Origin of the sequence: Caballeronia sp. GACF4 (assembly GCF_023631025.1) — a bacterium.
Lineage (GTDB): Bacteria > Pseudomonadota > Gammaproteobacteria > Burkholderiales > Burkholderiaceae > Caballeronia.
Genome location: NZ_JALQDW010000024.1, coordinates 21,053 through 45,139 on the forward strand (window position 1 = coordinate 21,053; position 24,087 = coordinate 45,139).

Below are 24,087 nucleotides of genomic sequence, written 5' to 3' on the forward strand. Positions count from 1 at the left end.
GGCATGCCGTTCTTCGCCGATCTGCCGCCGCAGCTCCAGGAGCGCGTCGTCTGCTCGATCTCGGCCGCCGTCAAGTACGAGGTGCCGGTCAACATCGTGTTGGCCGTCGCCGAGAAAGAGGGCGGCAAGCCGGGCCAGTGGGTGCGCAACTCGAATGGCACGCATGACGTTGGCCCGATGCAGTTCAACACCGCGTACCTGGGCGACCTGGCCCGATACGGCATCACGGCGAACGATGTGGCGGCTGCCGGCTGCTACTCGTTCGACCTGGCCGCCTGGCGGCTGCGGATGCACATCCGCAACGACAAGGGCGACCTCTGGACGAAGGCGGCGAACTACCACTCGCGCACGCCGCAGTACAACGCGGTGTACCGGGCCGACTTGATGCGCAAGGCGTCGAAGTGGGCCGATTGGCTCGAAGCTCGGTTCGTCACGCTTGACGTGACGAAGGCCGGGGCCACGCCCTCGACGCCCAGCCAGCCCGCGACGGTGGCCCAGCGGGCGACGCCGGCGGCCAGGCCGGCACCAGCACCCCAGCAGGCCGCCCCAGCGGCCGCAGCAGCTCGCAGCGTGTCGGTGGCCGGCTACGTGCCCCGCACGGTGTCTTTCAACACTTCACGCGAGGGGTCGGCCGAGTAGGCCGGCTCTTCCGATTTAGCGGCTAAACATGGACAAATTCCACGCCTTCATGATGCGGTACACGCTGGGCGTCGGCCGGTTGCTTCAAGCCTATTGCAAGTGGGCGGAAGGGCAGGCCAAGAACCAGCTCGATTTGCTTCTGCTGGGCCTCGGCCCGATCTTCGCCTTGGGCCTTCTGCTGTGGGCGCTGCCGGCGTGGATCGGCAAGCCCATCGCCTTCGTGCTCTCACTGCCAGCGCTCTACATCATCTTCCTGGTGCTGCGCGCCTACGCGATTCGCGGGGGCCGGCGCTGATGAAGGCCCTGCGGATTCCTGATGGAACCGTCGAAGCGTTGAAGTGGCTCGCACTGGTTCTCATGACCGGCGATCACGTCAACAAGTACCTGTTCAACGCGACGCTGCCGGTGCTGTTCGAGGCCGGCCGCGTGGCGCTCCCCCTTTTCGTGTTCGTCCTGGCCTACAACCTGGCCCGGCCGGGCACGCTCGAACGCGGCGTGTACGGCCGCACCATGTCGCGCCTGGCGATGTTCGGCGCGCTGGCCTCCGTGCCCTTCGTGGCCCTCGGCGGCCTGTACGCCGGTTGGTGGCCGCTCAACGTGATGTTCACGCTGCTGGTCGTCACGGCCACGGCTTACCTGGTCGAACGTGGCGGCAAGCTGCACCTGGCGGCCGCCGGCGTGGTGTTCCTGGTCGGCGGCAGCTCGGTCGAATATTGGTGGCCGGCCGTGGCTTTCGGCCTGGCGGTGTGGTCGTACACGCGCCGGCCGAGCTGGGCCGCCGCGGCGGTCGCGGTGCTGGCCTGCGCGGCCCTGTGGTTCGTCAATCGCAACCTGTGGGCCTTGGCAGCCCTGCCGGTGCTCTTCCTGGCCTCGCGGGTGGATGTGCGCGTGCCGCGCCTGCGCTGGGCCTTCTACGCCTATTACCCGCTGCACCTGGCCTCGCTCTGGTTGATCCGCATCCCCATGAGCAAGGCCGGCTACCTGTTCTTCTGATTGGAGTCCTGCCCCATGCGAAAACCCGTTCTTCTGGCCCTCTCTCTGGCGTTCCTGGTCAGCGCGCAAAGCGCACTGGCCGCCGGCGACGCCGGCAACTTCGGCACGCCGATCAAGTCCGGCGTATCGGTGTCCTTCCCCGACAGCAGCGCGACATTCCAGCCGACGCCAGAGGCCCTGGAGCTGCTGGCCGACGCTAGGAATGCGGCGATCATCTACATCAGCGGGCGCACCAGCACACTACGGCCCAGCGCGGCCGATGAGGCCCTTGCACTACGCCGTGCGCTCTCGGCCAGGTCGTACTTGGTGGCGCGCGGCGTCTCGCCGCTCAAGATCATGGTGAACTTCGCATCGGCCGCCGATTTCGTGGCAGACAACTCGACGGCCGAGGGCCGGCGCGAGAACCAGCGCGTGGACATTGAGGTGGTCTACATCCCCACCTACTGAGCGATCCGGCATCGCCATTCCTGGCGGTGCTGCAGGTCGCTCCAGCAGCTTCGCATCGTCGGCTCTGACGATGCAGGCCCGGCCGGCTTCCCTTGACAGCATCGCCATTTCTGACGATGCTGGCCAAGTCCCGATTTACTCCAGGAAGAAGGCCATGAGATACCCCGGCGGCAAGGGCGGTGCCGGCGTCTACCAGACGATCATCAACAACATCCCGCCTCACGACACGTACATCGAAACGCACCTGGGCGGCGGCAACATCCTGGAGCGCAAGCGGCCCGCTGCCCGCAGCGTCGGCATCGACGTTGATCCCGAGGTGATCGAGGTCTGGCAGCAGCTCGACGTGCCCGGCCTGGAGCTGCACCACGGCGACGCCGTGGCCTGGCTGGAGTCCCACCAGTTCACCGGCTCCGAGTTCGTCTACGCCGATCCGCCCTACGTGATGGACAGCCGGCGCGGCGGCAAGCTATACCGCCACGAATACGACGACGCCGACCACGTGCGGCTGCTCGACGTGCTGGCCGGCTTGCCGTGCGCGGTGATGGTGTCGGGCTACAGCTCAACGATCTATGACAGCTCTCCCTTGGCGTCATGGAGAACCATCGACTTCAACGCGATGACGCGCGGCGGCATCGCTATCGAACGGCTGTGGATGAACTACCCCGAGCCGGCCGAGCTGCACGATCTGCGCTACCTCGGCAGCAACTTCCGCGAGCGCGAGCGCATCAAGCGGAAGAAAGCCCGCTGGCAAGCGAAGCTCGCCAAGCTCGATCCGCTGGAGCGGGCGGCGATCATGGAATGCCTGCGCGAGCTGGAGGCGGCCGAGTAGGTCACGCCTGCGCCTGGTTGTGCAGCGCCCATACGCGCTTGACCTGGCTTTCACTGCACCCGGCCAGCCTGGCCGTCTCTGGAATGCTGTGGCCTGCGCTGCGCAGCGCCACGATGCGTTCATGCACCTTTGTGTTGGCCTTGCGGCCGGTGTAGCGGCCGGCGTCCTTCGCCAGCTCGACGCCCTGCCGCTGCCGCTCGCGGCGATCCTCGTAGTCGTCGCGGGCCATCTGCAACGCCAGCTTCAAAAGCATGTCCTGGATCGACTCCAGCACCACCTTTGCCACGCCCTTCGCCTCGGCGGCCAGGTCGGATAGATCGACCACGCCAGGGACAGCCAGGCGCGCGCCCTGGGCGCGGATCGAGGCCACGAGGCGTTCGGCCTCGGGCAGCGGCAGGCGGCTGATGCGGTCGATCTTCTCCGCAACGACGACTTCACCGGGTTGCAGGTCGCCGATCATGCGCAGCAGCTCGGCGCGATCGGCGCGAGCGCCCGAAGCCTTCTCGCGGTAGATGCCGGCGACGTAGAAGCCGGCGGCCCTGGTGCTCTCCACGATGGCGGCCTGCCTGGTCAAGTCCTGCTCGTCGGTGCTGACGCGCAAGTAGATGCGCGCGACCTTGAAAGCGACGCCGGCGGCCTGGTGCTCGGTCGGCGTCCGCATGATGCGGTCGGCACCTTCGACCAGGCCATCGCCGCCGACGCGCAGCGGTGGCGTCTTGGCGAGCGCCTGGCGCGCTGCGCGTGACTGGCGCGGCATGGCCGCAATCTGTGTTTCCTGGGCGGTGCGCGGCGTGATGATCGCGCTGCGCTTCGCCTTGGTCTTGCCTGGGAAGTAGCCGTTGCGGCTGGTCATGGGTTCCTCCGGTCATTTTGGGTATACGCAAAGTGTCCGGTCATGCTACCCCCGGCCAAAAAGGCCGTCATGCGATTTATCTTGGCCGGGTCGTTATTGGCGGGTCTAAATGGCCGCTCCGTGGATCTCATCGCCAGAAATGGCGATGCGAGATCCAGGGCAGGGCGGCCGCCATCGTCAGACCTGGCGATGGTCGACGCCGGCGCGCATCGTCGGATGTGGCGATGCGAGCTCGAGGTCGGTGGCCACCGCCGGCGACCTGGTGCCATCGTCGGCAATGGCGATGCTGCAGCTCGACGTGCGCGGCCTGGTCGTCTCGGCATCGTCGGATGCGGCGATGCTCGAGCGAGGCGAAAAAAAACCGCCTCGGGGTGTCCGAGGCGGCAAGTCTGCATGCGGTTCAGGGAGGAAGAAACCGCGCCGGCGATCAGGGAGGAAAACCGCGCGGCCTGATGTGCAGCTCGGCCACTTTAGCCGGATTTTTCGACTTATCCGATGCGAGCGGCCCGCCGTGGGCGCTGCTCGATCTGCTGTTGCTTTTTCTCGACGTGCTTCTGCTCCTGGTGCTGCTGCTCGTCGCGCTGCACCTGGCTGATGGCCGCGCCGATCTGCCGCTTCACGCCCTCGATGCCCAGCTCGCTCTTGTGCGCCAAGTCGTTGAAGTCGGTGTGCTGCTTCATCGTGGACAGCGCCGCGATCTGCGCGCCGCTCAACATCGACGCCTTGAGCTTGGCCGCCTCGTCGCCGGCCAGCTCGACCTTGCCGGCGGCGGCGTCGGCAAGGCGCTGCTCGGCGCGCAGGTGGGTCTTGAAGCTGTCGGGCGTGATGGCGGGCAAGTCGCGCGGGTAGGTGTTCTCGGCCGGCGCGAAGATCGGGAAGATCGCCTTGCCGCCCACGGCCTGGGCGGCCGCCTCGGCCTTCTCCCGGCCGGGGTTGTTGCCGTGGGTCATGACCAGGTGCCGGTCGTCGTCGCCGGCGATGATGATCGGCTTGTCCGGGAACTTGGCGTGCAGCGCCTTCGCCACGGCCTCAAGGTTGCCGCTGTCGAAGGCGGCGACCGTGGCGTGGCCCACGGCCTCGGCCACCTGGGCCGCCGTGGCGTAGCCCTCCGAGATCACCAGCGCCGGCGCGGCCGCCAGGGCGTCCATGCCGCCGACCGGGTGGAAGCATCCTTCCTTCTTCGAGTCCTTGGCGAACCGCTTAGTGCCGTCCTCCTGGATGTATTGCATCGTCCATTGCTTGCCCTCTGCGTCGAAGGCCGGGATGTAGGTCTTCTGGCCTTCGCGGTCGGTCATCACGCCGGCCTGCGCCTGGATGCCTTTGGCTTGCAGGTAGGGCGTCGGCTGCTCGATGGGCACGAGGTCGGCCATCTGCCGACCGACGCGCTGCGCGGTGGCCTCCTGGGCCTTGTCCTGCTCGACGGCTCGCTGTGCCAGCTTCTCGGCCGCCTCGGCCTGGAGCTTGGCCTTCTCCTGGTCGCTCAAGGCGTAGCCCTTGCTCTTCCAGGTAATGTCCGTGCCGGTCTTGTTGTTGATGATCCGCCCGGCCGGGTGCCCGTCCAGGTGGCCCACGTAGAAGCCATCGAGCGCGCCCTTCTTGCCGCCCTCGACCGGCACGCGGTGCCGCTTGCCATCCATGATCGGGTGATCGCCCTGGGCGTTGCTGCCGGTGAACAGGCCGGCGCTGCGCATGGCCTCGGCGAACTCTTCCCTTGGCGTCATCGCTGGCCCTTGCTGGGCCTGCACGTTCTCGGGCTTCCAGCGTTCGAGCTTCGCCGCGTCGGCGCGCGGGCCGACATACCAGGACTTCGCGGCCTTGTCCCAAAGCGCGCCGGCGGCCTTGGCCGCGTTGCGCTGCTCGTAGGGCACGGCCAGGTACTGGCGGGCCTGCTGGGCCTGCTGCGCGGGCTTCTGCGCCTCGCCCTGGGCTTCGGGTGCCGGCTGGGCCGAACGCGGCTCTACGGCCGCTGTAGCGGCTCCCTGCGCCCATTTGGCGAAGGGAGCGGCATCGGTGCCCGGCGGCACGTACCAGGACTGTTGCTGCCGATCCCAACGCGCCCCGAGGCTCTTGGCCTCGTCCTTCTCCTTGTACGGCACGTTGATGTACTGCCGTTCGGGCTTCTCGGCCTGCGGCTGCGCCTGCTGCCGCTCGCGTTCCTGGCGCTCCAGCTCGGCCGCGCGGCGCTGCGCGTCGCTGTCGTTGAGCATGGCCGACGCCTCGGCGGTCTTGCGTGCCTCTTTAGCGGCTGAAATGTCCTCTTCGGTCGCGTTGGGGTCGCGCCGTACACGCTCTTCCTGCACGCGGGCCAGCTTGGCGGCGCGCTCGTGCTGGTTGTCGGTGCCCAGCGCATCGACCAGGTGCAGGCGCTCGGTCAGAGCCTCGGCCTGGCCCTCGGTGCGGGTGCCGGCGACGAAGGCAAAGGCGTCCTCGCCGAACTGCGCATCGGCCTTGCGCGCGTAGACCTGGAACGCCTGCGGCTCGATGCCGGCCTGGGCGGCATCGACGGTCTGGCCGTCCTGCTCGGCCACGCCGACGATGCGCAGCTCTCCGCTCCAGTCGGGCGGCAGCTCAACGCCAAGGTGTTGACGGGTCGCGTCGGCGAACGCCTGGCCGTCGATCTCGCCGGCGGCGAGCTGCCGGCGCGCGGCGGCGGCCTGCTCGATGCCCTGCACCGCGTCGGCAGGATGGGCGGCCAGCAGGGCGGCCGCCTGGTCGTTGGTCGGTGGGGTCATGTTCGCCTCCTGGTCTGCGACGGCCGCTTGCTGCTGGGTCAGCGCCGGCAGGGCCATCAACTGGTCGGGCGCGTAGTTGTTCAGCTCGTCCAGGCTGCGAACCTGGTGGGGTTCACCGTCCTGGTCGTGGAACGCAAAGATGCGCTGGCCGTCGCTCCACCTGGCTTCGGCGTCGATGCTCGACACGATCTGTTCGCCGTGCTGCTGGAGCTGCTGCGCGAGGTGGAGCTGTTCGGCCATGTTGGCGAACTCTTGCGCCAAGCCCTTGCGCTCCAGGTAGGCGTTGTCGGTGTCGGTGTGGCTCGGGTCGATGCCGAACACCGGCGACAGCCGGTCATGCGCGACCGCGTAGAACTGCTCGGGATCGGTGCCGGTGATGCTGCCCACGGTTTCGAGGCCACGGCTGCGCAAGGCGTCTTCCAGGGTGTCGCCCTGGAATGCCTGGTAGTGGCTGAAAGACACGTCCGGGTTGTCCAGGACTTCGGCAATGTCCACGGCCAGGGCCTGGGCCACGGCTTCGTCCTGGGCCTGGCTCTGCTGCTGGTCTTGCTCCTGAACCTGCTTCTGCTCGAAGGCCAGCACGTAGTCGTGAATCTTCTCGGCATCGGCGGCCGCGCGGAACACCTCCAGCGGCTCGTCTTGCAGCGCCTTGATCCACGAACCCACATAGGCGGCGTGCTGGCCCGGATCGTGGCCGATGCCCAGCTCGTCGCCGACGATCATGGAAGCGATTTCGGCGCGCAGCTCTTCCTTGGCGTACCCCTCGCTCCCGAACGGGTGCGCCAGGTCGCGGTCAAGGCGCGAAGCGTGGCCCGTCCAGTGGCCCAGCTCGTGCAGCGCGGTCGCGTAGTAGCGGTCGGAGCTGGGGAACTGGCCGCGCTCCGGCAGGGTGATGCTGTCGGTCGAAGGGCGGTAGAACGCCCGATCACCGGCGGCGTGGGTGATCGTCGCGCCCGAGGCTTTCAGGATGTGCTCGGCGCGCTCGACGGCGTTCCAAGTCTGTTCCTTCTTCGGCTGGAGCGGCGGCAGGCCGTCGATCTGCTCGCCGTTGAACACGGTCGCAAAGAACACGCGCGGCCGCTCCAGCATGACGGTTTCCTTGACCGGCTGGCCCTTCGCATCGAGGACGGGCCGGCCGCTGTCGTCCAGCTTGTCTTGCTCTTCGCTGAACTTCCAGTATTGAACCGGCGTGCCTTTCTCGCCCTTGCGAACCTGCGCGCCCACGGCGGCGGCCTGCTTGTAGGTCATCCAGCGCGCATCGCTGCGGCCCTGGGCCATCAGGTGGATGGCGTTGATCCCTTTGTACCGCTTGCCGGTGGTCGGGTTCATCGGCAGGTAGGCGTTGGGTTCGCCCGGCTCCCACGGCTTTTGCCACGGTGCGGTGCCGGCCTTGAGCTGCTCGATCAGCTTTTCGGCCACGACTTCGTGAAACGGCTTCTTCGGCTCCATGTTCTCGTCCCTTCGGAATAGCTCGTTGAACTGAGGGAAGTTCTGCTGTGTCCGGGAACGGTCGCGCAGGCCCTGGGCGACCATGCACACGATGTTGTGCAGGTCGTCGGCCTGCATGGGCCGCACGCGGGCGATGCAGGTTTCCGTGAATGACTGTTGGCCGCGCTGCTGCACCTGGTCGGCGACCTGGTGCTGGCTCGGCTCGATGCCCTCGCAGTGCAGGGCAAACACTTCCTCGGCGCGCACGTCCAGGGACTGGCCGGCATAGCGCCGGTTCACGTCATCCCATAGCGGCTTGAGGGTGGGTTCGTTGCGGGCGGCCGCCAGGCCGTCCAGCAAGGCGCGCTTCTCGCCCGGCGCGAAGGTGTTGGCCCCGTAGTGGCCTAGCACCTCGTGCCGCAGCGTCATCAGTAGGTCGCCGGCGCTCTCGACGTTCTGCAAGGGCACGTCCACGCGGCCACGGTAGGCGCGGCCGGCGTGCAGCGTCTCCTTGGGCACGTAGCCGCCCTTCATGTCGGCCGGCACCTCGGCCGCTCGCGGCCCGTACAGCTCGGCCGCGTCCTCGCGGAACTTGTAGGCCAGCTCCAGCGCGCCGGGGTAGTCGCGGACGAAAGCCCGCGTCACCCCTTGCGCCTCGGCTTTCGTGATCGGCATGGGTCAGCCCTCCGACGCCTTGCGCGCGGCGGCCTGGGCAACCGTCTCGCCGGGCCGCAGGTCGTACAGCTCGCGGGCGTTCGTGGTGGTGATGAACGGCGGGATGTCGGCGCTCGGGCCTTCGTCGTCCAGGAATGCCGGCTCCAGCGCGCCATCGACTTCCACCAGGTCGTCGCCGCTCGCGGCGGCGTCCTGCTCGGACAGCGCGTCCTCCACGAACGCGCCCACGCGCTCGGCTTCGTCGGGGTCGAACTCGACCTGGAAGCCGGGCGTCAGCGCGTCGGCCATCTTCTCGCGCACGGCCTCGCGGCCGGCGGCGTCGTCGTCAACCGGCGGCAGGACGGCCAGCGGCTCGTCGTGGGCGGCGGTGTTGGTGGTGGTTTGCTCGTTCATGGTCGATCTCCTTCGCTGTGGTCATTCGGATGCCGGGCCGTTGCGGCCCTTGCTGTAGTCGGGCCGACCCTTGAGGTCGGGGTAGGTCTGCTTGCATGTGGGGAAGTTGCTGCAACCCCACCAGAATTGCCCCTTCTTCTTGCTCGGCCGGCGCGACAAGCCGCTGCCGCAGGCCATGCACTTGTGAAGGGATGACACCGGCGCGGCTTCCTTGCCGCCGGCGATGGTCACGGCTCCGCTGTTGGCCTTCGCCACCTGGTCGCGGATGAACGTCTCTTGCTTCGTGATGAAGGCGTCCAGGGCGGCCGTGCCCTGCTCGACGCCTTTCAGCATCCGCTCGTAGAGCGCGGTCAGCACCGGGCTTTTCACAACCTCGGGCAGCGCGTCGATGACGCTGCGGCCGAGGGTCGTGCTGATGATCTGCTTGCCTTTGACGGCCAGGAACTCGCGCCGCTTCAACTCGGAAATGATCGACGCACGGGTGGCCGACGTGCCGATGCCGTCGCCCTCGCGCAGCATCTTCTTGTGCTCGGCATCGCTGACGAACTTGTGGATGTTCTCCATCGCGCGGATCAGCGTGCCCTCGGTAAAGCGCGCTGGCGGCTTCGTCTTGGCGTCCTTGCGGGTGGCGTCCGTGCAGGTCACGGCGTCGCCCTGGGCCATCGACGGCAGGGCCTGCGTGCCGCTGTCGTCGTCCTCGTCCTTCTCGCCTTCCTCGTCGGCCTGGCTGTACACGTCACGCCAGCCGTTGCGCGTGACTACCTTGCCGCTCGCGGCGAAGTTCTCGCCCGCGATCTCGACGCCCACGGTGGTCTGCATGTACTCGTGCAGCGGGTAGAACTGCGCCAGGTAGGCGCGCACGATCAGGTCGTAGATGTTGCGCTCGCGCTCGCTGAGGGCGGCCTTGCTGCCCTTCTGCATGGTCGGCACGATGCCGTGGTGCGCGGTGATCTTCGAGTCGTCCCACGTCTTGGACTTGATACGCGGATCGGCACCATCGACCAGGCCGGCCAGTTCGGGGTTGACGTGCTTGATCGCCTCCAGCACGCGCGGCGCGTCGGCGTGCTGCGACTCCGGCAGGTAGGCGCAGTCGGTGCGCGGGTACGAGGTCAGCTTGTGCGTCTCGTAGAGCGCCTGGCAGGTGTTCAGCACGTCCTCGGCGCTGTAGCCGAACTTGGCCGAGGCCAGTGCCGTAATGTCGGACAGGGCGAAGGCCAGCGGCTGGTTCTGCTTCTTGGCCTCCTGTTTGTACGCGGCGATGGTGCCCGGCTGGCCCTTGACGGCGGCCACCAGGGCGTCGGCGACGGCGGTATCGACAAGGCGGCCTTCGCTGTCCAGACCGGCTTGATCCTCCTTCGCCTTCCATGCGGCGGCGAAGCTGCCGCCGGCGTGCTGCACCACCGCCCGGATGGTGTGGTACGGCACGGCCTTGAATGCCTCGATCTCGCGGTCGCGGGCGACCACGAGGGCCAGCGTCGGCGTCTGCACGCGGCCCACGGTCAGCAGGGCGCGCGAGCCGCCGCGCTGCGCGCGCAGCGTGTACGCGCGGCTGAGGTTCATGCCGATCAGCCAGTCGGCGCGCTGCCGCCCGCGTGCAGCGTCGGCCCAGCCTGCATAGGTGGTGTTCTCCTTCAACGCGGCCAGGCCGCGCTTGACGGAAACGGAGTCCTGCGCGCTCACCCAAAAGCGGCGCACCGGCTTGCTGTTGCGGAAGTGCTCCAGCACTTCGTCAACCAGCAACTGGCCTTCGCGGTCGGGGTCGCCGGCGTTGACGATCTCCTTGGCCTCCTTGAGCAGCTTGCCGATCACGGCGAGCTGCTTCTTCGCGTCGTCCTTGGGCTTGAGAATCCAGCTCTCGGGGATGATGGGCAGCTCATCGACGCGCCAGACCTTCTTGCCGGACTGGCCGCGCGGCACGTCATCGGGCGTGTACTCGTCGGGGTCGGCCTGTTCGAGCATGTGCCCGAAGCACCAGGTCACTTTGTCGGTGCCGCACTCGATGAAGCCGTCGCCCTTGCCGGTCGCGCCCAGCTCGCCGGCGATGGCCTTGGCGACGGACGGCTTTTCTGCGATGAAAAGGCGCATGGTGTGTCTCCCTACCAGGTGATGACCGGACGGATCACGGTCTTGATTTGCGAACGATTGATCGGGCCGAAGTAGCGGCCGTCGAAGGATGTGGCGCTCACGTCCGACATAAGCAGCACCTCGGAATTGCCGAGCGTGTAGCTGTTGGACTGATAGCGCGGCAGCGGCCGACCGGCCTTGTCGGCCTTGATCGGCGCGCTGAGGGGCAGCAGCTCGCCGTTGACGCGCACGCCGTCATCGGCGACGGCGACGGCATCGTCTTTAGCGGCTAAAACGCGCTTCATCATGTAGCCGTAGCCGCCCTGGCAGAAGCCGGCCCCGATGTAGCCCCTCTCCTTGGCGTCATCGAACACGCCGAGCTGCGGCGGGCAGAAGAGGACGTAGGCCCCCTTCTCCACCGGCGCGCTGCTCGTCCAGTACAGGCCGACCGGAATGCTCTTGGTGGTGTTCACGCGGGCACCGGCGGCATAGCCGCCGGCGGCCAGCAGCAGGGCGGCCACGCCCGCGATGACGACGCCTGCCGCGATGCGTTTCAGGATGCGGCTCATATCGTGATGCCCTCCCCTTCCGTCTCGGCCTGTGCGACGGCGCGCAGGCGGTCGCTGACCTTGGGCGCAGGGATCGCGGCGCGTGCCGAGAACACTGGGTCTTTGAAGTACAGGGGTTGCTTGCCGTAGATCGCCGGGTAGCCCGCGACGTAGATCACCATGTCGCCGGCTTCTTCGATCTCGCCCTGGGCGTTCTTCTTTGGCCCCGGCATGCGCAGGCATTCGTCGGGCGTCAGCAAGGGCCGCTGCACTTCCTGGTAAGTGCGCGACACCTGGCCCAGCATCGCCGCCGTGCGGCGGCCGCTGGTCGTGATCTGCTCCTTCACCACGGTGGTCTGCCCGGTGAGGCGGGACAGGTGTTCGGCCGTCTCGACGCGGTTGGGCGGGTAGGCGTTCTGCACGTGGCAGTTCGACGTGATGCTTTCGTCGTGGCCGTAGCCCGTCTCGCGGCTCTTGAGCTGGTTAATGTCCTGGCAGATGAGGTAGCACTTGATGCCGTAGCCGGCCACGAAGGCCAGCGACTCTTGCATGATCTCCAGCTTCCCGAGGCTCGGGAACTCGTCCAGCATCATCAAGAGCCGGTGCTTGTAGTGCGCCACCGGCCGGCCGCCCTCGAAGTCCATCTTGTCGGCCAGCAGGCGCACGATCATGTTCACCATGACGCGCACCAGCGGCCGCAGGCGGGCCTTATCGTTGGGCTGGGTGACAATGTAGAGGCTTACCGGGTCGTCCTCGTGCATCAACTGCTTGATGCGGAAGTCCGACCGGCTGACGTTGCGGGCCACCACGGGGTCGCGGTACAGGGCCAGGTACGACTTGGCCGTGGACAGCACCGATCCGGCTTCTTCCTCGGGCCGATCCATCATGTCGCGGGCCGCCGAGCCGATGGCGTGATGGTTCTGGCCGTCTACGTGCCCGTAGGTCGCCATTTCCATCCAAAGCTCGCCAATGTCCCGGTTCGGGTCGGCCAGCATCGCATCGACGGACGGCAGCGTGGCGGTGCCGCCATCGTCCTTGGCCTTGTACAGCGCGTGCAGGATCACGCCGACCAGGAGCGCGAAGGCGGTCTTCTGCCAGTGCGAGTCCAGGCCCTTGCCGTCCGGGTCAACGATCAGCGTGGCAAGGTTCTGCACGTCACCCACCTCGTATTCGGTGCCGAGGCGGATTTCGTCCAGCGGATTCCAGCAGACGCCGCCCGAGGTGCTGGCCGGCTCGAAGCGCAGCACCTTGTTCTTGGCGTGCTTCTGCCGCCAGCCGGCGGTCAAGGCCCACAACTCGCCCTTCAAGTCGGTGATGACGCTGCTCGCGCCCCACGACAGCAGCGTGGGCACCACCAGGCCGACGCCCTTGCCCGAGCGCGTGGGCGCGTAGGTCAGCACGTGCTCGGGGCCGCTGTGCCGCAGGTAGAAGAAATTGCCGTCCTTGTCCTGCCAGCCGCCCACGTACACGCCGGTAGCCGTGGGTGCGGCCTTGCCGGTGACGATCTCCAGGACGTTGCGCTCGCGTGGCAGCAGGCCGGCCGCCTGAATGTCCTTCTTCTCGGCCCAGCGGGCCGAGCCGTGCAGGTACTCGTTCGCCTTCGAGCTGTTGGACGTGACGACCTTCGCCACGGCCACGCCCAGCAGGCCCACGGTCGAAACCAGCATCCCCATGCTGCCGGCCTTCATGATCTCGTCCGGGTACTGGCTGTACCACTTGTACGTCCAGTGCAGGATCGACCAGGGCGCGTACACGTGGCCCACGTTGGGGCCGAGGGTCGCGTGATAGGCGAACGTGTGGGCGAAGAACTGCGTCGCGGCCTGGAGGCCGCCGACCATCGAGGCCGCGCCCAGCACCGGCAGCAGCTTGCTCGGCTTCGGTTTGGCGGTTCGGACTTGCGGCCCTACCGCGTTGTTCATCTTGATCTTCATCTACTCCTTCCTTTCGACGTTTTGATGGAGCCTTTCGCGGTGATCGAGACGGCATCGCCGACCGCGATGCGCGTCAAGCGCCGGGCCGTGGCCTGGTCGATGGGCATAACCATGACCTCATCACCTCGTTTCAAGAGGGCCAGCGCCTGGCCCTCGATAGTCCTGGTGCCCTGGAACGTGAGCGCACCATCACCGGCAGTATATCGGGAATGCTTCGGTATATCGAAACCTTTTAGGCGCTTTGCCTCGCGTTCGGCGATGTACTTGTCGGCGGCGGCGACGCCCGGCGGCGTCTGGCCTACTCCTGTTCCTGGCCGAGAAATTCCCCGTCGCAGTGCGTGATCTGGTTGGGTTCCTTGCTGCTCCACGTGACGAGGAACATCACGCGGCAATAGCACTTCACTTCCGCCGGCGATGCGAACCACACCGAGTTCGGACAGTGCTCGCAAACGGTGCTGGCTTTGGGGCGGCGGTTTTCTTCCAAGGCGTCCAACGTCGGGCTTCCGGTGGACGGTGGCGGCGTGAAGGCCGGCGTCGGCGCGGTCGCCTCGGCCGGCGGCTGGCCGGCCGTCGCCTGCTCGGGCGACGGCTGCGGCTCCGGTAGCGTGCTGGTCGGCAGCGGGCCGCTGTCCAGGGCCGCCAGCGCCGCGTCCAGTTCGTCCTCGATGCTCTGGTCTTTCGGTTCGCTCATGGGTGTTCTCCTTGTTCAAAAGCGCCTGCCGCCGGCTCTCAAGAGCCGGATCGGTGAAGGTGATGGGTAGCTGGGAATCGACGGCGGCGCGGATCATCTGCGCCTTGAACTCCACCGTGCCGTTGACGGTGATGCGGTTGCCGTAGCGTTGCATCGCCAGGCGCAGGGCTTCTTGCAGCCCTTCGCGCGTGGCCTCGCGGGAGACTTGCAGGCGGTCACCGTCATCGCGCACGGCGCTCATGCCGGCGCGGAAGATGATCGTCCCCTTCTTCGTGATGTTGTCCACCGCCGGCGCGTGGCCGGGCTTCGCCTGGCCCTCGCCCCGGATGGTGTTGCCCTTGAGGCCCTGGGCCGCCTCGCGGGCGCGCAGGGCGGCCAGGGCGTCGGCGCCGCCGTGCTGCGCCTCCTTCTTGAGCCAGTCGGCCCACGTGCGCCGGCTGTGCTCGGCGTAGAGGGCCGTGCGCTCCTGCTGGAACTGCTTGTTGATCGCCTGGAGTTCGCTGCGCAGGGCCTTGCTCGCCTGGGCGTACAGCAGCTTCTTGTTCGCGCGGCCCTCGCCGACCACCTTAATCGTGGCGCGGCGCAGGCGGTTCGACCTCTTGGCCGCCTCGATCAGCCGATCCTTGCGATGCCGGGCGCGCTCCAGGGCCTGGGCGCGCGCCGTGGTCAAGCTCTGCTGCTCGGCCTTGTACTTCGCGTACAGCTCCACGGTGTTGACGCGAAGGCGGATGGGGTCTTTGCGGTACTGCCGCTTCGCGGTGGTTTGCGCCTGCCGTTCGGGCGAAGCCTCGAACGGGCCAAGCCGCGCCTCCAGGCTCGGCTTGGAAAGGTCGCGGGCTACTGTGCTCGCCTTCACCATCGTTCCGTCGCCGGCCTCGAACACGAGGCCATTGGCGCGGACGCGCAGCTCCATTCCGTTGTCCCGCATGACCTGGTGCAGTTCCTGCCAGGACTGCGCGCCCTTGATCTCGTCCAGGCACTCGCGCTTGATCCAGCCGACCAGGCTTTCAACGCCGGCATGCCGCTCCATGTCGGCGGCCCGGCCCTCCGCGCCGCGCTTGCGCGGCTCGTGGTTGTCGCGCTCCAGGCCGTAGTCGCGCTCCAGGGCCGTGCAGAGTTCCGCCAGCGCCCGGTGCGGGTAGTACGGCTCGTGCATCGTGTGCCGCGTCGGGTGAATCTTGTTGATGGCGATGTGGATGTGCAGGTTGTCGGTGTCGTTGTGGACGGCACTGATTCGCTGATGCTCGCCATAACCCAGCCCGACGCAGATGCGTTCCTCAATCGCGCGCAAGGTGTCGGCGCTGGGCTGCTCGCCGGCCCGGAAGCTGACGATCAGGTGGTAGGTCTTGTCGCCCTTCGCGCGGGTGTTCGTGTGCTGGGTCGCCAGCACCTCCGTGATGGCGTCCTGGATGGAACCGGCTTCGCAGTTCGTCGCCTGCACGTGGCCCAGCCGGTGGTCTTTGCTTTGGGCGTCGGTGATGTAGTTCGCCAGGCCCGCGAAGTCGCTCTTGCCAAGCGAGCGCATCGGCACGTGCTTGGCGATCATGGCCGCCCCTCCGGCTTTTTAGCCGCTAAAGAAGTCAAGGCTCGGCCCTCGGCTGAACCACGGCCTTCATGATCCGGCTCATTTCGTCCTGGGTGGCCTCGATCCGGCCCAGCAGGGCCAGGATGGTCGCCTCGCCGAACTGGAGCGTTCGCACGTCATCGGTCAGCCAGAGCTTGAGCAGGCCGCCAAGGCGGCCAAGGTCGCCGTTGACGCGCACCAGCTCGCGCACGTGCTGGTAGTCCATGACGCCCTTGATCTGGTAGCCCTGGCCCACGTCGCGCAGATAGCGCGCCACGCTGACGCCCGCCCTCTTGGCGTTCGCCTCGATCTCGTCTTTCTCTTCGGGGAACACCGGCACCCGCAGGTGCTGCCGCCGCCGGCGGCCGTGTTCCTTTTCGTCGTTCTCCATGCCTCGCCTCGTCTCTCATGCCGGCGGTAGCCGGCTGCCTCGCAGAGCAGGATGACCCGTTGAGCGCCCCCGGCGCGAATAAGGGACAGTGAAGATAGATAACCGGCTCGCCGGTTAGCTAACTTCACACATCCTGCCCGCCTTACGGCGTTAATAACACCAAGGAAAGTCTACACCAGCCATTACGATTTATCCGCAACTATCGCGCTATCAGGCCGCAAAAGCAGCAACGGATATAGCGAAAACCGCCACAATGGCCCATAATGCCGCTATCGAAGCGTGCCAATGCACGCCGATAGCGGACTTTTTGCGTTTCCGTAGCGCCGCTTAGTAGCGTTACATTTGCGATGAGAGGATTAGATGGACGAACACGATGCCAAAGACCTACCCCGAAGAGCTGGCTGAATGGGTGAAGGGACGGGAAGCCAAGAAGCCGCGCCAGGACAAGCACGTGGTCGCGTTCCTGGCCGTCAAGAGCGACGTTCAAGCGGCGCTCGATGCGGGCTATGCGATGAAAACGATCTGGGAGCACATGAAGGAAACCGGCCGGCTGCGCTGTCGGTACGAAACCTTCACCCAGCACGTGAAGCGGTACATCAAGGCCGCGCCGGTAGCTTCCCCGCCGCCTCCCGCCACTCCCCCGGACAGCCAGCCCAAGGGCGCGAAGCCCGAGCCGAAGGCCGCCCCGCCGGCCTCGGAATCCAAGAGTGAGCCGCCCAAGATCGGCGGCTTCACGTTTGATGCGACTCCAAAGAAAGAGGATTTACTGTAATGGCGAAAATTCACATGGTTCTGCAAGGCAAGGGCGGCGTCGGCAAGTCGATGATCGCGGCCACCATCGCGCAGTACAAAGCCGGCAAGGGACAGAAGCCGCTTTGCATCGACACCGATCCGGTGAACGCGACGTTCGAGGGCTACAAAGCCCTCAACGTGCGCCGGCTCAACATCATGGACGGCGACGAGATCAACACCCGGAATTTCGACGCCCTGGTCGAGATGATCGCGTCGGCCGAGGGCGACGTCATCATCGACAACGGGGCCAGCTCGTTCGTGCCGCTGTCGCACTACCTCATCAGCAACCAGGTGCCGGCGCTGCTCCAGGACATGGGCCACGAACTCGTGGTGCATACGGTCGTCACCGGCGGCCAGGCCCTGGTGGACACGGTGAGCGGCTTCGCCCAGCTCGCCAGCCAGTTCCCGGCCGAATGCCTGTTCGTGGTCTGGCTGAACCCGTATTGGGGGCCAATCGAGCACGAGGGCAAGGGGTTCGAGCAGTTGAAGGCGTACACGACCAACAAGGGCCGTGTGTCCGCCATCATCCAGATTCCGGCGCTGAAAGAGGAAACCTACGGCCGCGACTTCGCCGAAATGCTCCAGGATCGGCGCACCTTCGATGAGGCCCTGGCCGATTCGGCGCTCACGATCATGACGCGGCAGCGGCTCAAGATCGTGAAAACCCAGCTCTTCGCCCAGCTCGAAAACGCGGCGGTGCTCTGATGGCGGCCGACGACAAGATCGAGGAGCTGATACGGGAGATCGCGGCCAAGCACGGCATCGCCGTGGGCCGCGACGATCCGATCTTGATCCTCCAGACCATCAACATGAAGCTGATGCAGGACAGCGCATCGGCCCAGCAGGAAATCTTGGACGCCTTCAAGTCGGAACTGGAGTCCATCGCCCACCGATGGGGTGATGACGCCAAGGGAAAGGCGGAAAGGACGCTCAACGCGGCGTTGGCGGCCAGCAAGGACGCCATGACGCGGGGAATGCAGGAGGGCGCGAAGGCGGCCGCCGAGGCCGTGCGGCGTGAGGTTGAGGCGGTGACGGCGCAGCTCGTCGCGCCGATCCGCGAGGCGCGGCGCGTCGCCATGATGAACATGGTCGCGGCCGGCATGGCGGTCGTGGCCGCCGGCCTGGCCCTGTGGGCCTCGCTGTAGATGGCGATGCGGGATCTCATCGTCAGAACTGGCGATGGTCGACCGCGCCGGCGGCATCGCCAGGTTCGGCGATGCTGGCCAGCTCCCGGCATCGTCGCTTGTGACGATGCTGCAGGATGATTCCACCAGGCCCTCGGCGGGCCTCCCTCGCCAGAAATGGCGATGCTCGAGAAAAAAGCCCGGCGACCGCCGGGCTTCGTTTTTATGCGGGCCTGGCTGACAGGCCCAAGGACTGCGATCTCCCTGGCCGCTCCTGGGCCTGGGATTGCTTGCGCTCCTGCTCCTGCTTGCGCATCAGCAGCTCATGCCGGCGGGCGGCCTCGCGCATGGCATCCCAATCGGAAGCCAGCTCGGGGTTCTCGGCGCGCATCTTGCGCGTCGCCAGCTCTTCGATCTTCGGCGAGTGCAGGCCCATGCCTTCCTTGATCTCGCGGACGGCCTCCAGGCGCGCGTGAAGCGTCTGCAAGCGGGCCTGCTGCTGCGCCTGCTGGTTCTGCCAGGCTCGCTTAGAGCCGGGCAAGGAAAGCCGGCCAGGCGCGGACGCCTGGGTCTGCTGCAAACGGGCCTGCTGCCGGTCGATCAGGTTTTCTAGCCTGTCCTCGATGTGCTCCACCTGGTCGTGCTTGGCCTGCACGTAGAGCGCCAGGGTTTCGGGGTAGGACTGCTCGACCGGGGCCGCCTCTAGGGTGGCCTGCTGCTCGATCTCGGCCGCCTGGGCGGCCTCCAGCAAGTCGGCTCCGGTGTCCTCGCGCGAAGCGCCGAAGGCGGCACCGCCGAGGGTGGCCGGCGCGCTGACGCGGGCCGGCTTGGTGGCGCGGCTCTCGGTGCCGCTGCCGGGGATGGTGAGTCGTTTCAAGGGCGTGCCTCCTTTTTAGCCGCTAAAGCTACATGGAGCGCCCCCGCGTCAGTTTCGGGGCCTCTGCGGCGACTGCCGCCTTGCCCTGGGCGTTGTAGCTGATGCTCTTTGCGCTCCCAATTTCAGGTACTTTATCGAAATCTGACCGAGCGTGCATGACAAAGTTCTTGCCGATCTGCTGGTACACGTTGGTGGCGTCGGCATGAACGATCACGCCGGCGTGGGTCTGCTTCTTGTCGGCCGCTTGGGCCGTGTACAGGTTGTAGATGCCGGGCTTCAACGCGCCCGCCTTGTCTACTTTCTGATTCGTCCAAGCGCCGTCCTTTTCGGCCTGAACGATGCGTTGACCGTTCATGACCAAGAGGCGTTCTTTCATCGGGCACTCCTATGGTTGCCGTAGTTCTCAAAAGGGTGATGGTGGCCCCATGCAAGCCGCGCTCCAACAAAAAAGCCGACCTCGGCAAAGCGAGGCCGGCTCTTCCCAGCGGCCGGGTTGTGCGTTTTGTCAGGGTTCCAGGGTAATTTTAAGGAAAACCAACCGATTTATCAGGTCTTTTTGCGTCCGCCGCTGGTCGGATCGGCCGCCCGGCCTTGCGCCATGACGGTTTCCAGGGCCTCCAGCCGGCCGCGAAGCCCGGCCGCTTCCTCGCGGGCCTGGGCAGCGTCGCGCTTCGCCTGGTCGCGCTCGCCCTGGGCGGCGGTCAGCCGCTCGGCCTGGCGGTGTGCCTCGGCCGCCATCGCCTTGCGCTGCTCCTGGTGGGCCTGCTCGGCCGCCTCGGCCTTGGCCTGCACCTTCACCAGCTCCGCGCGCACCTGGTCGCGCTCGGCGGCGGCCGCCTCGGTGGCCTTCCGCTGCTCGGCCTGAGCGGCGCGCGCCTGGTCGGTCGCCTGGTTCGCCCGCTCCAGGTCGGCACGCAGCTCGCCGGCGCGGCGCTCGATCTCGGCGGTACGGCTGTTCGCGGCCGCGAGGTCGGCCCGCAGGGCCTCCACCTGGTCGGCGCTGGCCGTGGCCCTCTCCTGGGCCTTGTCGCGCTCTGCGCGCGCCTGGCGGGCTTCCTGATGGGCGTGATCCAGCTCCGTGCGCAGCTCGCCGGCCCTGGCCTCGGCCGTGGCCGCGCGCTCGCTGGTCGCCGCGAGCTTGCCGCGCAGCTCGTCGGCCTCGCCCTTGGCGGCCGCCTCGACGGCCTCCAGGGCCGCGATGCGGGCCTTGGCCTCGTCCAGCTCGCCGGTGAGCTGGTCGGCCAGCTCTGCGGCTTCCTGGCGCGCTGCTTCCGTCTCCTGGCGCACGGCCTCCAGCGCCTCGCGCTCGGCGGCCAGGCGGTTGTTCGCCATTTCCAGCGCCACGGCCCACAAGTCGCCGCCCAGCTCGGCCAGCTTGTCAGTGATCGCCTGCGGTGCCGGCTCGCGGATCGGGGCGGCCTGGCTGGCCTTGCGTGCGCGCCACTCGTTCATCGCCTCGCTGATGGTGGTGAAGCTGCCGCTGCCGAGCTGCTTGCGCACGTTCGCCAGCGTGGGGTTCTGGCCGGCCGCGTCCAGTTCGTCGGCCACCGCAAATATCTGCTCCTTCGAGATCGCCATGTCGGGCCTCCTTTGGCCGGTTGTATGTTGTAGCGTGAAGCATACTACAACATACAACACTACGCAAGCGGTTTAGCTGAACTTTTTTTAGCGGCTAAAACGCGGGCAAAAAAAGCCCCGCTCGATGGCGGGGCGATGGGTGGGGGTCGGTGGTCGGCGATGCCCGGCGCTGGGCGTGTCAGCCCTCCAGCAGCGCGACAAGCTGCACGGTGCCAAGGTCGGCCTCGAACTCCTGGCCGTCATCCTCGTATTTGAGCCAGGCCCAGCCCTCGGCCGGGGGCCGGCGGTTGAGGATCAGCCGTGCCGGCCGGTCGTCGTGCTTGACCTGGATGATGGCCTTCTTGAGCTTGTCGGGGTCGGCCTCCTTCGGCTCCTTCTTCCCCTTGGCGTCATCATCCTGCGGCCCCTGCTCGCCGTCGCCGGCCTCGGCGTCGGTCTTGCCGGTCAGCGCATCGACGGTGTTGGGATCACGGTCGCCGTCCTCGTGACTGCGCTTGTCCTCCAGGAACTCGCGCAGCAGCTTCACCGAGCCGCGCGTCAGCTCCTGGCTGTCGTCGGCCAGCCAGGCGGCCACCTCGTCGGGGTTCTTCTTGTAGGCCGTCACCAGCTCGTTGATGACAGTCACGTCCTTGCCCCGGCCGCTATTGAACGCCTCGGCAATGGGTTCGGGCAAGTCCAGCAGCGTGACGTGCTGCGTGACGAAGGCCGGCGACTTGCCGATCTCCTTGGCGATCTCGCCCTTCTTCTTGCCCTTCGCCAGCTCGCGGCCGATGAAGTCGGCGATCTCACGCGCCGTCAGCTCGTTGCGTTGCAGGTTCTCGATAACCTGGTCGGCCTCGTTGTAGTCGTTGTCGATGAAGGCCGGGATCGTGGTCTTGTGCGCCCACTTCGAGCCGCGATAGCGCCGCGCGCCGTGGTTGATGAGGTAGCGCCCCGGTGCGTCCGGGTTCTCGCGCACGCTGATGGGCGACTTCACGCCGCGCGCTTTGATCGTCTCGCCGATCTCCGCGATGCTCTCCGGCGAGAAGCCGGGGTTGTCGGCCGTGCGCGGCTGGTGCGGGTCTTCGTCGATCAGGTCAAGCGGCAGCTCCTGCGGGCCTGCGCCGCCGGCGTTGGCCGCCGGCTGCTCGTTCAGCAGGCCGGCCAGGTCGCCCAGCCCGTCCAGGCCCAGCCCGGACGATTGCGGCTTGTCCTGCTCCTTCTTCTTGGCGTTGGTCTTGGCGCTCATTGCGCGATCTCCATCTTCGTGAACACGTAATCCGCCAGCGCACGCACCTCCTGGGTGGCCTTCCGCGCGGCGGTCTTCTTGATCTTCCACACCGGCATCTGCTCGCCCAGCGCCTCGGCGATGCTGTCACGCGCGCCGATGCTGAACGGCAAGATGAGCTGCGGGTATGCCTGCTGCAACGTCGCCAGGTTGTTGACGTGGCGCGGCTTCCGCGCGTCCACCTTGTTCGGCACCATGCCGAGGAAGCGCAGCTTGGGGTTCTGCTTGCGCAGGTTGCTGATGACCGCGACCATCTTCTTCATGCCCTGCAAGCTGTACGCCTCCATTTCGATGGGCGACAGCATGTAGTCGGCCGTCAGCACGGCCGCCGTCATGGCGACGCCAAGGGAGGGGGCCGTGTCGATCAGGCACACGTCGAAGAACTCGCCCAGCGCGGCCACACTGGCCCGCAGCGCGGCGGCCGCCTGGGAAAGCTCCATCTTGTCCAGGTTCGCCAGGTTGGCGTCTGCCGCGATCAGCGCCAGGCCGTCATCCTCCCGGTCAGCGAACCAGGCGCGCAGCTCGTCGCCGCCGGCGGTGAACATGCGACTGGCGGGATAGCCCGAGTCGTGGCCGGCCAGCGTCCAGCTCGCATTGCCCTGGGTGTCCAGGTCGATCACTGCAACCCGAAGGCCGCGCTCCTGGAAGTCGAACGCCAGGTGGCAGGTTGCGAACGTCTTGCCTTGACCGCCTTTCTGAATTGCCGTGACCAGTGTTTTCATGAGTTGGGTTCCTGTTTCCTCTTTCCCTTGGCGTCGGCTTCCCAACGCTTGACGATGAACGCTTGATGCTCCGGCAGTACCGCCGTCACCCGCTCGAAGCCCTGCGGGAGCACTTCCCCCGCCACTGCCCACACGCGGCTGACCGCTTGCGATACCGCCCCCTTGGTCAGCCCCAGCGAGGCCACAAACTCGGCCTGGGGCCTTCCATCGACCAGCACGCCGCGCGCTATGTCGATGGTCTGTTGCCCGATCTCCAGGCCCTTGATCGCCGCCTGGAATTGGGCTTCGGTTAGCCGTTTCTTCATGGAGAACACCCATATAAACTCCACACCCGGTTGTTGAACAAAAGGCGGTGCCAGCCGCCGACCATGTGCAGAAGTTTAGCTAAACTCGCCGCCCGCGTCAAGCGTTTTAGCGGCTAAAAATGGGCGCGTGATCTTCTTTCTTGGCGTTCAACCTGGCCGCGTCAGCGGCACTCATGAAGAACGTCATCAGCGGGCCGACCGTGCGGCTCGAACCGTTGGCAAAGCACACGTCGAACTGACCGCCGGCGGTGTGCGGATCGACGCCTTCCACCAGTCGCCAGGGGTCAAGGCCCCATTCCTCGGATTGCGCGCTGTACCAATAGGCCGGCGCATCGCCGTTCAAGTCGCTGGCCGCGTACTCGCGCACCAGGACGGCCACCCGGCCGGTGTTCGGCTCCACGAATCCCGGCGGGTAGGGTAGGGTCTGTTTTTTCATGTCAAAGCCCCTTCGGCTTGTAGATCGAAACGAAGTAGGTGATCGCGGTCAGCACCGCGAAGTACGCCAGGAACGACCAACCGGCATACACGCCAGGCGTGTTCCAGTGGTAGAGCATCCGCACGAACTGGAAGAAGGTGGCAATCGACAGCACCCACTTGAGGATCGGCCAGACCAGCACGGTCGCCACCCATACGAACTTGACCAGGCCGGCCAGCAGGCCAGCACCGGGGGCCTTGTTGGGGGCAGCAGACGCGGCGGCAGGCTCCACCGGCGCGGGCGCGGCGGGCTGCTCGATCTCCTTGGGGAACTTGATGATGTTGGACATAGCTTGACCCTCCACGCGCTTACGTGTTGAATGCTGGGTGCTCCCACTCGGAAGCATGGTTACGGTGTGCCAGCACCAGGCCAAGCGCCCCGGATCACTCCGGGGCGTTCCTCCACCTGGGGCCGCCCTTGATCTTGCCTCGGCTCACGCAATACTCCTTCTTGGCGTCCTCGATAGGCCCGGCCGTTGCCGACCGGGCCATGTGCTCTTACCAGCCGGCCCGGCGCTTGGCCTGCTCGACGGCTTCCATCGACCAATGGCCCTTGGCCTGCCCCTCCAGGGAGCATCCGGCGAAGTACGCCTTGCCGCGCAGTTCCTCGGCTTTGCACACCAGCTCGGCCGCCTCGGCCATCATGGCCGCGATCTCGTCACGGCGGGCCGGGAAGTCGGTCGCTGCCGCGCCCTCCAGCTCGTCAATCCAGGGCATAATCTTGTTGTCGCTCATCGGACTTTCTCCGGTAGTTGACCTGGGCAATGTGC

General features: G+C 66.8%; 25 protein-coding genes. 8 read left to right on the forward strand and 17 right to left on the reverse strand.

Annotated features, from left to right (window positions below; genetic code table 11):
* Positions 1-3: 3 nt before the first annotated feature.
* The 5 genes from NCR40_RS22105 to NCR40_RS22125 all read left to right on the forward strand — a co-directional run bounded on the left by NCR40_RS22105 (position 4) and on the right by NCR40_RS22125 (position 2,908).
* Entirely contained in the window at positions 4-639 is a 636-nt protein-coding gene (locus tag NCR40_RS22105) for a transglycosylase SLT domain-containing protein (protein ID WP_011114052.1), read from the forward strand.
* Between the two features lie 28 nt (positions 640-667).
* Entirely contained in the window at positions 668-934 is a 267-nt protein-coding gene (locus NCR40_RS22110) for a hypothetical protein (protein WP_010890140.1), read from the forward strand.
* Positions 934-1,632 carry a TraX family protein gene (locus NCR40_RS22115; protein ID WP_011114053.1) on the forward strand — a complete coding sequence of 233 codons (699 nt, stop codon included), beginning with the start codon at positions 934-936 and terminating at the stop codon, positions 1,630-1,632. The genes NCR40_RS22110 and NCR40_RS22115 overlap by 1 nt, the downstream gene beginning before the upstream one ends.
* Before the next feature lie 15 nt (positions 1,633-1,647).
* Positions 1,648-2,079, forward strand: a complete 432-nt coding sequence (locus NCR40_RS22120; protein ID WP_001665065.1) for an OmpA family protein — start codon at positions 1,648-1,650, stop codon at positions 2,077-2,079.
* Between the two features lie 154 nt (positions 2,080-2,233).
* Positions 2,234-2,908, forward strand: coding sequence for a DNA adenine methylase (locus tag NCR40_RS22125; protein ID WP_011178411.1), 675 nt, complete (start codon positions 2,234-2,236; stop codon positions 2,906-2,908).
* A gap of 1 nt (position 2,909) precedes the next feature.
* Here the strand turns inward: NCR40_RS22125 and NCR40_RS22130 are convergent, their stop codons facing one another.
* The 8 genes from NCR40_RS22130 to traJ form a co-directional block, all read right to left on the reverse strand.
* A complete protein-coding gene (locus NCR40_RS22130) occupies positions 2,910-3,761 on the reverse strand; it encodes a recombinase family protein (RefSeq protein ID WP_011296189.1) in 852 nt (283 codons plus the stop codon).
* Positions 3,762-4,249: 488 nt separating this feature from the next.
* Positions 4,250-8,596, reverse strand: a complete 4,347-nt coding sequence (locus tag NCR40_RS22135) for a zincin-like metallopeptidase domain-containing protein (protein ID WP_011114055.1) — start codon at positions 8,594-8,596, stop codon at positions 4,250-4,252.
* Between the two features lie 3 nt (positions 8,597-8,599).
* On the reverse strand, positions 8,600-8,989 hold the full coding sequence (locus NCR40_RS22140) for a protein TraD (protein ID WP_006122510.1): 390 nt from the start codon (positions 8,987-8,989) through the stop codon (positions 8,600-8,602).
* Positions 8,990-9,010: 21 nt separating this feature from the next.
* Complete coding sequence (locus tag NCR40_RS22145; RefSeq protein WP_011114056.1) at positions 9,011-11,074, reverse strand: DNA topoisomerase III; 2,064 nt, start codon at positions 11,072-11,074, stop codon at positions 9,011-9,013.
* An 11-nt stretch (positions 11,075-11,085) separates the two neighbouring features.
* Positions 11,086-11,622, reverse strand: a complete 537-nt coding sequence (gene traF / locus NCR40_RS22150) for a conjugative transfer signal peptidase TraF (protein WP_006122512.1) — start codon at positions 11,620-11,622, stop codon at positions 11,086-11,088.
* Positions 11,619-13,532, reverse strand: coding sequence for a type IV secretory system conjugative DNA transfer family protein (locus NCR40_RS22155; protein ID WP_000694765.1), 1,914 nt, complete (start codon positions 13,530-13,532; stop codon positions 11,619-11,621). Before NCR40_RS22155 ends, traF begins: the two co-directional genes overlap by 4 nt.
* Positions 13,529-15,769 carry a TraI/MobA(P) family conjugative relaxase gene (traI, locus tag NCR40_RS22160; protein WP_011114057.1) on the reverse strand — a complete coding sequence of 747 codons (2,241 nt, stop codon included), beginning with the start codon at positions 15,767-15,769 and terminating at the stop codon, positions 13,529-13,531. Before traI ends, NCR40_RS22155 begins: the two co-directional genes overlap by 4 nt.
* 34 nt (positions 15,770-15,803) lie before the next feature.
* On the reverse strand, positions 15,804-16,178 hold the full coding sequence (gene traJ / locus NCR40_RS22165) for a conjugal transfer transcriptional regulator TraJ (protein WP_000426567.1): 375 nt from the start codon (positions 16,176-16,178) through the stop codon (positions 15,804-15,806).
* Positions 16,179-16,551: 373 nt separating this feature from the next.
* Between traJ and NCR40_RS22170 the strand changes: the two genes are divergently transcribed.
* The 3 genes from NCR40_RS22170 to NCR40_RS22180 are packed head-to-tail and all read left to right on the forward strand — an operon-like array spanning position 16,552 to position 18,115.
* Positions 16,552-16,950, forward strand: a complete 399-nt coding sequence (locus NCR40_RS22170; protein WP_001127128.1) for a TraK family protein — start codon at positions 16,552-16,554, stop codon at positions 16,948-16,950.
* A complete protein-coding gene (locus NCR40_RS22175; RefSeq protein WP_011114058.1) occupies positions 16,950-17,675 on the forward strand; it encodes a PRK13886 family protein in 726 nt (241 codons plus the stop codon). The genes NCR40_RS22170 and NCR40_RS22175 overlap by 1 nt, the downstream gene beginning before the upstream one ends.
* Positions 17,675-18,115 carry a conjugal transfer protein TraM gene (locus NCR40_RS22180; protein WP_000718516.1) on the forward strand — a complete coding sequence of 147 codons (441 nt, stop codon included), beginning with the start codon at positions 17,675-17,677 and terminating at the stop codon, positions 18,113-18,115. Before NCR40_RS22175 ends, NCR40_RS22180 begins: the two co-directional genes overlap by 1 nt.
* 202 nt (positions 18,116-18,317) lie before the next feature.
* Here NCR40_RS22180 and kfrC read toward each other — a convergent pair whose 3' ends face one another.
* The 9 genes from kfrC to kleA all read right to left on the reverse strand — a co-directional run bounded on the left by kfrC (position 18,318) and on the right by kleA (position 24,052).
* Complete coding sequence (gene kfrC, locus NCR40_RS22185; protein ID WP_000826922.1) at positions 18,318-18,971, reverse strand: IncP plasmid survival protein KfrC; 654 nt, start codon at positions 18,969-18,971, stop codon at positions 18,318-18,320.
* A gap of 28 nt (positions 18,972-18,999) precedes the next feature.
* Positions 19,000-19,347: an IncP plasmid survival protein KfrB gene (gene kfrB, locus NCR40_RS22190; RefSeq protein WP_000664557.1), complete on the reverse strand. Its 348-nt coding sequence runs from the start codon at positions 19,345-19,347 to the stop codon at positions 19,000-19,002.
* Positions 19,348-19,517: 170 nt separating this feature from the next.
* Positions 19,518-20,549 (reverse strand): DNA-binding protein, encoded by a 1,032-nt coding sequence (locus NCR40_RS22195; protein ID WP_011114059.1) that lies wholly within the window; start codon positions 20,547-20,549, stop codon positions 19,518-19,520.
* A 178-nt stretch (positions 20,550-20,727) separates the two neighbouring features.
* Entirely contained in the window at positions 20,728-21,777 is a 1,050-nt protein-coding gene (locus NCR40_RS22200; RefSeq protein ID WP_011114060.1) for a transcriptional repressor gene korB, read from the reverse strand.
* On the reverse strand, positions 21,774-22,538 hold the full coding sequence (locus tag NCR40_RS22205) for a ParA family protein (RefSeq protein WP_011114061.1): 765 nt from the start codon (positions 22,536-22,538) through the stop codon (positions 21,774-21,776). Before NCR40_RS22205 ends, NCR40_RS22200 begins: the two co-directional genes overlap by 4 nt.
* A complete protein-coding gene (locus NCR40_RS22210) occupies positions 22,535-22,843 on the reverse strand; it encodes a transcriptional regulator KorA (RefSeq protein WP_011114062.1) in 309 nt (102 codons plus the stop codon). Before NCR40_RS22210 ends, NCR40_RS22205 begins: the two co-directional genes overlap by 4 nt.
* Before the next feature lie 106 nt (positions 22,844-22,949).
* Positions 22,950-23,279: a DUF2761 domain-containing protein gene (locus NCR40_RS22215; RefSeq protein ID WP_011114064.1), complete on the reverse strand. Its 330-nt coding sequence runs from the start codon at positions 23,277-23,279 to the stop codon at positions 22,950-22,952.
* A 1-nt stretch (position 23,280) separates the two neighbouring features.
* The gene (gene kleE / locus NCR40_RS22220) at positions 23,281-23,607 is read right to left on the reverse strand and encodes a KleE stable inheritance protein (RefSeq protein WP_011114065.1); all 327 of its coding nucleotides are present in this window, start codon (positions 23,605-23,607) and stop codon (positions 23,281-23,283) included.
* 208 nt (positions 23,608-23,815) lie between these two features.
* Positions 23,816-24,052: a stable inheritance protein KleA gene (gene kleA / locus NCR40_RS22225; protein WP_011114066.1), complete on the reverse strand. Its 237-nt coding sequence runs from the start codon at positions 24,050-24,052 to the stop codon at positions 23,816-23,818.
* Positions 24,053-24,087: the final 35 nt, after the last annotated feature.

Excerpts from the sequence above, each read along its gene's own strand:
- NCR40_RS22110 (WP_010890140.1), top strand. The coding sequence starts at position 668 with ATGGACAAATTCCACGCCTTCATGATGCGGTACACGCTGGGCGTCGGC.
- kleA (WP_011114066.1), bottom strand. The coding sequence starts at position 24,052 with ATGAGCGACAACAAGATTATGCCCTGGATTGACGAGCTGGAGGGCGCG.
- NCR40_RS22155 (WP_000694765.1), bottom strand. The coding sequence starts at position 13,532 with ATGAAGATCAAGATGAACAACGCGGTAGGGCCGCAAGTCCGAACCGCC.
- kleE (WP_011114065.1), bottom strand. The coding sequence starts at position 23,607 with ATGTCCAACATCATCAAGTTCCCCAAGGAGATCGAGCAGCCCGCCGCG.
- NCR40_RS22140 (WP_006122510.1), bottom strand. The coding sequence starts at position 8,989 with ATGAACGAGCAAACCACCACCAACACCGCCGCCCACGACGAGCCGCTG.
- NCR40_RS22180 (WP_000718516.1), top strand. The coding sequence starts at position 17,675 with ATGGCGGCCGACGACAAGATCGAGGAGCTGATACGGGAGATCGCGGCC.
- NCR40_RS22215 (WP_011114064.1), bottom strand. The coding sequence starts at position 23,279 with ATGAAAAAACAGACCCTACCCTACCCGCCGGGATTCGTGGAGCCGAAC.
- traJ (WP_000426567.1), bottom strand. The coding sequence starts at position 16,178 with ATGGAGAACGACGAAAAGGAACACGGCCGCCGGCGGCGGCAGCACCTG.
- NCR40_RS22115 (WP_011114053.1), top strand. The coding sequence starts at position 934 with ATGAAGGCCCTGCGGATTCCTGATGGAACCGTCGAAGCGTTGAAGTGG.
- NCR40_RS22130 (WP_011296189.1), bottom strand. The coding sequence starts at position 3,761 with ATGACCAGCCGCAACGGCTACTTCCCAGGCAAGACCAAGGCGAAGCGC.
- kfrB (WP_000664557.1), bottom strand. The coding sequence starts at position 19,347 with ATGAAAGAACGCCTCTTGGTCATGAACGGTCAACGCATCGTTCAGGCC.
- NCR40_RS22205 (WP_011114061.1), bottom strand. The coding sequence starts at position 22,538 with ATGAAAACACTGGTCACGGCAATTCAGAAAGGCGGTCAAGGCAAGACG.
- NCR40_RS22120 (WP_001665065.1), top strand. The coding sequence starts at position 1,648 with ATGCGAAAACCCGTTCTTCTGGCCCTCTCTCTGGCGTTCCTGGTCAGC.
- NCR40_RS22170 (WP_001127128.1), top strand. The coding sequence starts at position 16,552 with ATGCCAAAGACCTACCCCGAAGAGCTGGCTGAATGGGTGAAGGGACGG.
- traF (WP_006122512.1), bottom strand. The coding sequence starts at position 11,622 with ATGAGCCGCATCCTGAAACGCATCGCGGCAGGCGTCGTCATCGCGGGC.
- NCR40_RS22145 (WP_011114056.1), bottom strand. The coding sequence starts at position 11,074 with ATGCGCCTTTTCATCGCAGAAAAGCCGTCCGTCGCCAAGGCCATCGCC.
- NCR40_RS22175 (WP_011114058.1), top strand. The coding sequence starts at position 16,950 with ATGGCGAAAATTCACATGGTTCTGCAAGGCAAGGGCGGCGTCGGCAAG.
- NCR40_RS22200 (WP_011114060.1), bottom strand. The coding sequence starts at position 21,777 with ATGAGCGCCAAGACCAACGCCAAGAAGAAGGAGCAGGACAAGCCGCAA.
- NCR40_RS22105 (WP_011114052.1), top strand. The coding sequence starts at position 4 with ATGCCGTTCTTCGCCGATCTGCCGCCGCAGCTCCAGGAGCGCGTCGTC.
- NCR40_RS22135 (WP_011114055.1), bottom strand. The coding sequence starts at position 8,596 with ATGCCGATCACGAAAGCCGAGGCGCAAGGGGTGACGCGGGCTTTCGTC.
- NCR40_RS22210 (WP_011114062.1), bottom strand. The coding sequence starts at position 22,843 with ATGAAGAAACGGCTAACCGAAGCCCAATTCCAGGCGGCGATCAAGGGC.
- NCR40_RS22125 (WP_011178411.1), top strand. The coding sequence starts at position 2,234 with ATGAGATACCCCGGCGGCAAGGGCGGTGCCGGCGTCTACCAGACGATC.
- traI (WP_011114057.1), bottom strand. The coding sequence starts at position 15,769 with ATGATCGCCAAGCACGTGCCGATGCGCTCGCTTGGCAAGAGCGACTTC.
- NCR40_RS22195 (WP_011114059.1), bottom strand. The coding sequence starts at position 20,549 with ATGGCGATCTCGAAGGAGCAGATATTTGCGGTGGCCGACGAACTGGAC.